General features: G+C 61.7%; 6 protein-coding genes. 5 read left to right on the top strand and 1 reads right to left on the bottom strand.

What is annotated here, in order from left to right; genetic code table 11:
• Window positions 1-131: 131 nt before the first annotated feature.
• Complete coding sequence (locus QMX86_RS18865; RefSeq protein WP_073476452.1) at window positions 132-1,076, bottom strand: GlxA family transcriptional regulator; 945 nt, start codon at window positions 1,074-1,076, stop codon at window positions 132-134.
• Between the two features lie 191 nt (window positions 1,077-1,267).
• Between QMX86_RS18865 and QMX86_RS18860 the strand changes: the two genes are divergently transcribed.
• From QMX86_RS18860 to QMX86_RS18840, 5 genes are all read left to right on the top strand, one after another.
• The gene (locus QMX86_RS18860; RefSeq protein ID WP_071173857.1) at window positions 1,268-2,212 is read left to right on the top strand and encodes a choline ABC transporter substrate-binding protein; all 945 of its coding nucleotides are present in this window, start codon (window positions 1,268-1,270) and stop codon (window positions 2,210-2,212) included.
• A 106-nt stretch (window positions 2,213-2,318) separates the two neighbouring features.
• Window positions 2,319-3,206 (top strand): 3-keto-5-aminohexanoate cleavage protein, encoded by an 888-nt coding sequence (locus tag QMX86_RS18855; RefSeq protein WP_024014602.1) that lies wholly within the window; start codon window positions 2,319-2,321, stop codon window positions 3,204-3,206.
• Window positions 3,207-3,418: 212 nt separating this feature from the next.
• Complete coding sequence (locus QMX86_RS18850) at window positions 3,419-4,384, top strand: L-carnitine dehydrogenase (RefSeq protein WP_282384643.1); 966 nt, start codon at window positions 3,419-3,421, stop codon at window positions 4,382-4,384.
• 224 nt (window positions 4,385-4,608) lie between these two features.
• On the top strand, window positions 4,609-5,085 hold the full coding sequence (locus QMX86_RS18845; RefSeq protein WP_071173859.1) for a thioesterase family protein: 477 nt from the start codon (window positions 4,609-4,611) through the stop codon (window positions 5,083-5,085).
• 23 nt (window positions 5,086-5,108) lie between these two features.
• The gene (locus tag QMX86_RS18840) at window positions 5,109-6,272 is read left to right on the top strand and encodes a gamma-butyrobetaine dioxygenase (protein ID WP_282384646.1); all 1,164 of its coding nucleotides are present in this window, start codon (window positions 5,109-5,111) and stop codon (window positions 6,270-6,272) included.
• The last annotated feature ends 187 nt before the right edge of the window (window positions 6,273-6,459 follow it).

Here is a 6,459-nt window from a genome sequence, read left to right as displayed (position 1 = left end):
CTCTCAGACGCCGAAAATTAATGTGGGAGCGAGCCTGCTCGCGAATGCAATGTGTCAGGCAACATCAGTGTTGGATGACAGACCGCTTTCGCGAGCAGGCTCGCTCCCACATTGCTTTCATGCAAGCCCATTCACGCCTGCGCGGTACGCCGGTCTTCACGGGGGCAGCGGGCGAAACGCGCGCGATAGCTGCGGGTGAAATACGACGGTGATTCAAAACCGCAGGCAATGCTGACTTCGAGCACGCTCATGTCAGTCTGGCGCAACAGTTGCCGGGCCTTTTCCAGCCTCAACCGCAGATAGAAGTTGCTCGGCGTATCGTTCAGGTGCAGCCGGAACAACCTCTCCAGTTGCCGCCGGGTCACCTTGATCGACTCGGCCAGTTGCAACGTGGTCAGCGGCGGTTCGCTGTGCTGTTCCATTTCGCCGATCACCTGCACCAGTTTCTTGTTGTTGATCCCGTAACGCGTGGCGACTTCCATGCGCTGGTGATCCTTGCGCGGGCGGATGCGCCCGAGCACAAACTGCTCGCTGACCTGAATCGCCAGTTGCGGGCCGTGGGCCTGGGCGATCAGGTCGAGCATCAGATCAATCGAGGCCGTACCTCCCGCCGAGGTGATCCGCCGGCGGTCGATCTCAAACAGTTCTTGGGTGACGCTGAGCTGTGGATAAGACTCCTTGAACGCATCGATCGCCTCCCAGTGCAGGGTCAGGCGATGGCCATCGAGCAGGCCCGCTTCGGCGAGGACGAAGCTGCCGGTGTCGATGGCGCCGAGGGTTACGCCTTCGTTGTCCAGCCTGCGCAACCAGTGCTCCAGCGTCGGCGTGATGAACTTCAGCGGTTCGAAGCCGGCCACCACCAGCAAGGTCGCACCTTTCTTCAGCGGCTCCAACGCCGCATCGGCGTTGACCGACATGCCGTTGCTCGCCAATACCGCGCCGCCATCGGCGCTGAGCACATGCCAGCGGTACAACTCGCCGCGAAAGCGGTTGGCCACGCGCAACGGTTCGATCGCGGAAATAAAGCCGATGGCGGAGAACCCCGGCATCAGCAAAAAGTAGAAATCCTGGGACATGGGCGCACTCGGTTGGCGGGTCGCGTGGCTCGTTGATACGCCGATTATCGGCGGCGTTCAAGCGTGCAGGTCGCTACAGTGCAAATGCCAGTCGCCGCAGTGCGCTTTCACGGGTGCATAGCTGCGTAACTTGGCCTCACCGGCGCGCAGATGCCGGAAACCACAATAATCGAACTGCCGAGGAACCCGACATGAAACGACTGATCAGCAGCTGCGTTCTTGCACTCAGCGGTACCGCTTTCTTCAGCACCGGCGTGATGGCGGCCGAACCGGCCTCCTGCAAGAACGTACGCATGGGCGTGGTCAACTGGACTGACGTGATCGCCACCAGTGCCATGACCCAGGTCCTGCTCGACGGCCTCGGCTACAGCACCAAACAGACCAGCGCCTCGCAGCAAATCATCTTCGCCGGGATCCGCGATCAGCGCCTGGACCTGTTCCTCGGCTACTGGAACCCGCTGATGACCCAGACCATCACGCCATTCGTCGAGGCCAATCAGGTCAAAGTGCTCGAAGCACCGAGCCTGAAAGATGCCCGCGCCACCCTCGCCGTGCCGACCTATCTGGCTGACAAGGGCCTGAAAACCTTCGCCGACATCGCCAAATTCGAGAAGGAATTGGGCGGCAAGATCTACGGCATCGAGCCAGGCTCGGGCGCCAACACGCAGATCAAAGCGATGATCGCCAAGAACCAGTTTGGTCTGGGCAAATTCCAACTGGTCGAATCGAGCGAGGCCGGCATGCTCGCCGCCGTTGACCGCGCCGTACGGCGCAAGGAAGCCGTGGTGTTCTTCGGCTGGGCGCCGCACCCGATGAACGTCAACATTCAGATGACCTATCTGACCGGCAGCGAAGACGCCCTCGGCCCGAACGAAGGCATGGCCACGGTGTGGACGGTCACCGCGCCGAAATACGCCGAGCAATGCCCGAACATCGGCCGCCTGCTGGCCAACCTGACCTTCACCGCCGAATCCGAGAGCCGGATGATGCAGCCGTTGCTCGATCATAAAGATGCCTTCGAATCGGCCAAGCAGTGGCTCAAGGATCACCCCGAAGACAAACAGCGCTGGCTTGAAGGTGTGACGACTTTCGATGGCAAACCGGCTGCTGAAAACCTCCAGCTGACCAGCAAATAACTCTTTATTGAACCTCCCTCTCCCAGATGGGAGAGGCCACTGAAACACGCTTCGCAGCCCCGCCACGGGCTGCGGACAGACCCATCACGCCTGAAGGAAACGCATCATGAACCACGACGTCATCATCACCTGCGCACTCACCGGTGCTGGCGACACGACCGCCAAAAGTCCACACGTGCCGGTCACCCCGAAACAGATTGCCGCTGCCGCGGTGGAAGCGGCCAAGGCCGGCGCCACCGTCGTGCACTGCCATGTGCGCGACCCGCAGACCGGCAAGTTCAGCCGTGACGTGGCGCTGTACCGCGAAGTGATGGAGCGCATCCGCGAGGCGGACGTCGACATCATCGTCAACCTCACCGCCGGGATGGGCGGCGACCTGGAAATCGGCCCTGGCGAGAAGCCGATGGAGTTCGGCCCGAACACCGATCTGGTCGGTCCGCTGACCCGTCTCGCCCACGTTGAAGAACTGCTGCCGGAAATCTGCACCCTCGATTGCGGCACGCTGAACTTCGGCGACGGCGACACCATTTACGTCTCCACCCCGGCGCAACTGCGCGCCGGCGCCAAGCGCATCACCGAGCTGGGGGTGAAGGCCGAACTGGAGATTTTCGACACCGGGCATCTGTGGTTCGCCAAGCAGATGATCAAGGAAGGCTTGCTCGACAACCCGTTGTTCCAGCTGTGTCTGGGCATCCCGTGGGGCGCGCCGGCCGACACCACCACGATGAAAGCCATGGTCGACAACCTGCCCGCCGACGCGGTGTGGGCCGGCTTCGGCATCGGCCGCATGCAGATGCCGATGGCGGCGCAAGCGGTGCTGCTGGGCGGCAACGTGCGGGTAGGCCTCGAAGACAACCTGTGGCTGGACAAAGGCGTGCTGGCGACCAATGGCCAACTGGTCGAACGCGCCACGGAAATCCTCAGCCGCCTCGGTGCCCGCGTGCTGACGCCGGCCGAAGGTCGCAAAAAAATGGGCCTGACCCAGCGCGGCTGAACCTCACCTTATCTCCCTGTGAACATAAATTTTGTGGTGAGGGGATTTATCCCCGATGGGTGGCGAAGCCGCCCCAAAACCTGACAACCCGGGGCATCAGATAGACCGAGAGCACAGGTTTTACGACTGCTTCGCAGCCGATCGGGGATAAATCCCCTCGCCACGAGAACAGAGTTTCCACAGGGATCACCGAACTCTCTCAGGAAATCGTCATGCGCTTTATCACCGAAATCAAAACCTTCGCCGCTCTCGGCAGCGGTGTCATCGGCAGTGGCTGGGTCGCCCGCGCCCTCGCCCACGGCCTCGACGTGGTGGCTTGGGACCCGGCGCCCGGCGCCGAGGCGGCATTGCGCCAACGCGTGGCCAATGCCTGGGGTGCGCTGGAGAAGAACGGCCTGGCGCCGGGCGCTTCGCAGGATCGTCTGCGCTTTGTCGCCACCATCGAGGAGTGCGTGCGTGACGCCGATTTCATCCAGGAAAGCGCCCCGGAACGGCTGGAACTGAAGCTCGATCTGCACAGCAAGATCAGCGCCGCCGCCAAGCCCGATGCGCTGATCGGCTCCAGCACTTCAGGCCTTTTGCCCAGCGAGTTCTATGAGAGTTCGATGCACCCTGAACGCTGCGTGGTCGGGCATCCGTTCAACCCGGTTTATCTGTTGCCGCTGGTGGAAGTGGTCGGCGGCAGAAACACCGCGCCGGAGGCGGTGCAAGCGGCGATGCAAGTCTACCAATCCCTCGGCATGCGCCCGTTGCATGTGCGCAAAGAAGTGCCGGGGTTCATCGCCGATCGCTTGCTTGAAGCGCTGTGGCGCGAGGCGTTGCACCTGGTCAACGACGGTGTGGCGACGACCGGCGAGATCGACGATGCAATCCGTTTTGGCGCTGGTCTGCGCTGGTCGTTCATGGGCACGTTCCTGACCTACACCCTGGCCGGCGGCGATGCCGGCATGCGCCACTTCATGTCGCAATTCGGTCCGGCGTTGCAGTTGCCGTGGACATATCTGCCAGCACCGGAGCTGACCGACAAGTTGATTGATGATGTGGTCGATGGCACCACTGATCAGCTCGGCCGGCACAGCATTTCGGCGCTGGAGCGCTATCGTGATGATTGTTTGCTGGCGGTGCTTGAAGCGGTGAAGACCACCAAAGAGAAGCATGGGATGAGTTTCAGCGAGTGATGGTTCCGCTTCAGACCGCTGCCCTCACCCTAGCCCTCTCCCAGAGGTAGAGGGGACCGACCGCGGTGTTTATGCGAGCTGCACCGACCTGATCTATCGAGCCGAACTCGAGTTTTGAAAGGCCCCCGATCTGCTCCCTTTCCCCCTCGCCCCCTTGGGGGAGAGGGTTGGGGTGAGGGGGTTGCTCTTGATCCTAACGACCCGCCACCTGCCGGAACCCAATCATGCCCACACTCACCACCTACCAAACCACCATCATCCCCGACTGGGTCGACTACAACGGCCACCTGCGCGACGCCTTCTACCTGCTGATCTTCAGCTACGCCACCGATGCGCTGATGGACCGCCTCGGCATGGACAGCAGCAACCGCGAGGCCAGCGGCCACTCGCTGTTCACCCTTGAGCTGCACCTCAATTATCTGCACGAAGTGAAGCTCGACACCGAGGTCGAAGTGCGCACGCAAATCATCGGCCACGACAACAAGCGCCTGCACCTCTACCACAGCCTGCACAAAATCGGCGATGAGCAAGCGCTGGCCGGCAACGAACAGATGCTTTTGCACGTCGACCTCGCCGGCCCGCGCTCGGCGCCGTTCAGCCCCGATACGTTGCATCGCCTGCAAGCCATCGTCGCGGATCAGACCGACCTGCCCGCTCCCGCTTACATCGGCCGCGTGATCGCGCTGCCACCCGCTCGGTAAATCCCCACTGTCAAGGAGCCGCCATGAACACCGCCGTCGCTGTTGCCGATTTTCGTACTTATCCGTTGATCAGCGCGCTCGGTGGCGTGCAGGGTCTGGCGGATCGCGTTGTCATCGAATGGGCTGACGGTCGTGTCAGCCCGTTTCACCACGTATGGCTGCGCGACAATTGCCCGTGTGATCAATGTGTCTACAGCGTCACTCGCGAGCAGGTTTTCGAGAGCGTCGATGCCGCCGAGGATTTGCGACCGCTGGCCACGCGCATCGACAGCGATGGCTGCCTGCGCATCGACTGGCAGGACGGTCACCTCAGCCGCTTCGATCCGGGCTGGTTGCGCGCACATGCCTATGACGATGAATCCCGCGCCGAACGCCTGGCCGGCAAACCGCAGCCCCATTTGTGGCACAGCGATCTGCAGTTGCCGGTGTTCGACTACATCGCGCTGATGAACGACAACGCCGCGCTGCTGCAATGGTTGCTCGCCGTGCGCGACATCGGCCTGACCCAAGTGCGCGGCGTGCCCACCGAGCCGGGCTCGCTGAAGCTCATCGCGCAGCGGATTTCCTTCATTCGCGAAAGCAATTTCGGCGTGCTGTTCAATGTGCAATCCAAAGCCGACGCCGACAGCAACGCCTACACCGCCTTCAACCTGCCATTGCACACGGATCTGCCGACTCGCGAGCTGCAACCGGGGCTGCAATTTCTGCATTGCCTGGTCAATGATGCCGAGGGTGGCGAGAGTATTTTCGTCGATGGTTTTGCGATCGCCGACGCCTTGCGTCTGGAGGATCCGCAGCTGTTTGAGGCCCTGTGCGAAATCCCTGTGGAATTTCGCAACAAGGACCGGCACAGCGACTATCGCTGCCTGGCGCCGATCATCGCTGTGGATGCGCTGGGCCGGGTGGCGGAGATTCGCATGGCCAACTTTCTGCGCGGGGCGTTCGATACGTCGGTGGCGCAGATGCCGTTGCTGTATCGAGCCTATCGGCGCTTTATTGCGATGACCCGCGAGCCGCGGTTTCGGCTGATGCAGCGGCTCAAGCCGGGCGAGTTGTGGTGCTTTGACAACCGCCGCACGCTGCATGCACGCAATGCCTTTGATCCAGCCACCGGGGCGCGGCATTTTCAGGGCTGCTATGTCGACCGGGATGAGTTGTTGTCGCGGGTTCTGGTGTTACAAAGATAGACCGCGTCATCGACCTTCGCGAGCAGGCTCGCTCCCACATTGGAATGCATTTCAACTGTGGGAGCGAGCTTGCTCGCGAAAGCGTCAGTCCAAACAACGCGCTACTAACTGAATCACAGGTAAAAAAAACTCCGATCAAGCCGTGACAGGATCGGAGCTGAGGAGGGTACTGTTGAGGAGCTGCCAG

Source organism: Pseudomonas sp. PS01270 (genome assembly GCF_029959775.1).
Lineage (GTDB): Bacteria > Pseudomonadota > Gammaproteobacteria > Pseudomonadales > Pseudomonadaceae > Aquipseudomonas > Aquipseudomonas atacamensis.
Note: the sequence above shows the minus strand (reverse complement) of the source record. Positions and strands in the feature narration are given on the sequence as shown.

What these genes read in the sequence shown, in the direction of transcription:
- QMX86_RS18865 (WP_073476452.1), bottom strand. Translation starts at nt 1,076, where the DNA reads ATGTCCCAGGATTTCTACTTTTTGCTGATGCCGGGGTTCTCCGCCATC.
- QMX86_RS18845 (WP_071173859.1), top strand. Translation starts at nt 4,609, where the DNA reads ATGCCCACACTCACCACCTACCAAACCACCATCATCCCCGACTGGGTC.
- QMX86_RS18840 (WP_282384646.1), top strand. Translation starts at nt 5,109, where the DNA reads ATGAACACCGCCGTCGCTGTTGCCGATTTTCGTACTTATCCGTTGATC.
- QMX86_RS18860 (WP_071173857.1), top strand. Translation starts at nt 1,268, where the DNA reads ATGAAACGACTGATCAGCAGCTGCGTTCTTGCACTCAGCGGTACCGCT.
- QMX86_RS18850 (WP_282384643.1), top strand. Translation starts at nt 3,419, where the DNA reads ATGCGCTTTATCACCGAAATCAAAACCTTCGCCGCTCTCGGCAGCGGT.
- QMX86_RS18855 (WP_024014602.1), top strand. Translation starts at nt 2,319, where the DNA reads ATGAACCACGACGTCATCATCACCTGCGCACTCACCGGTGCTGGCGAC.